Source organism: Methanosarcina sp. DH1 (genome assembly GCF_020804205.1).
In the GTDB taxonomy this organism is placed as follows: domain Archaea; phylum Halobacteriota; class Methanosarcinia; order Methanosarcinales; family Methanosarcinaceae; genus Methanosarcina; species Methanosarcina vacuolata.
In genome coordinates this window covers 1-1,365 of the sequence record NZ_WJBJ01000046.1, presented here as the reverse complement: position 1 = coordinate 1,365, position 1,365 = coordinate 1, and the positions used below count along the sequence as shown (strand labels likewise).

Sequence of the window (1,365 nt, the reverse complement as noted above, 5' to 3'; positions counted from 1 at the left end):
GAGTTGAGCGTTTGTAAGCTTCTTATCCAGAGAGGATATCGTTGAACAACTTACATTCAGAAGTTTGCCTCCTTTCATACAATAGAATACCGATAAGCAAGTATGCACCCTTTCGGGTAGGGCAAAGTTAGAACCCTTATCCATTCCATTACAGAATGGCTTTCGCTTTTTGCCTAAATCCTCTGCCCTCTATGCCATTAATTTCCTTCACAGGATCTCTACCTTTCCTTTTTTTTTTCAAAAAAAGAAGAAGAAGAAGGAGCATATAGGGTTTACCAAGTTCTATACTACAAATAATGTAAATACCTTAGAAGCCATCTGTAAACCGAGAATCATTTGTCCATTTGCTATAATGTCGGCAGACCCATTACAGCCTGATTCTATACCTTTTGGTTTAAGCGCATCCAACCTGCTTTCGCTTATTCTAGATCACGATTCTTACGATGGTTCACTTTACGTTCTTCATAGTATTCTTATCCTAACCAATTATCAAAGTCAGGTTCCTTGAGTTCTTGATATTGTCATGTGAGCTTCACACACAAACGTTACCATTTATGCATGTCACACTAGGATTACCTCAAATGGAAAAGGTAGCGTATGACGCAATTCATAGTATAGCTTCTTGTCGCACGTTGAATAAGAAAGAGCGATTACTCGCTCTCCCTCTTCTAAGAACCGTACGTGAAAGTTTCCCTTCATACGGCTCAAGCATTCTATAACCTTTTCTGTATCAGGCAGCAGTTTTTTTTTTTCAAATGGAATGTCCTTTCCGGAAACTTAATTTGTATTGACGTTCACGGAAATAATTCGTGTCAAGAAACGGATTCATTTTCAGCTTTAAAGGAATATGCCTACAGATTCTGGTTTTGGATAAAAGCAATAAACCATTTATTCCTGTTCTGAAATTCCACCTTCTGGAAGTACTTCTTTTCCAGTACTTGTTGACAATCCAATCTTTGGATTTATTTGGATGTCTTCTTTTAGCCCATTTCCATAACAGTTCCCATATTATGTGGTCAAGTTTCTGGAAAGTATCCGAAGAAACCACAGAATTATGGTAGTTGGACCAGCCTCTTATTATGGGATTTAGTTTGGCAATTAAAACCTCCTGAGACCATGCTCTTCCTTCCGTTATGGTTTGACTGATTGTTTCAGTAAATATTTTAATGGACTTTTTGGAAGGTTTGGTCAGAAGCTTACCTTTATACTTGCGGAAATTCCAGCCGAGGAAGTCAAAGCCTTCATTAATGTTTGTGATAAGGGTTTTTTCATCAGAGAGCTCAAGACCTCGTTCTTTAAGAAAAGCAACAATTACATCCTTAATTTCTCTCGCAGTTTCTTCGGAATTAGCAGTGACTATGAAAT

General features: G+C 37.8%; 1 protein-coding gene. It reads right to left on the bottom strand.

Annotation, left to right across the window (positions count from 1 at the left end; genetic code table 11):
* Window positions 1-751 precede the first annotated feature (751 nt).
* The coding region (locus FXW07_RS19120) for a group II intron maturase-specific domain-containing protein (RefSeq protein WP_276573357.1) at window positions 752-1,365 on the bottom strand (614 nt) is incomplete at its 5' end.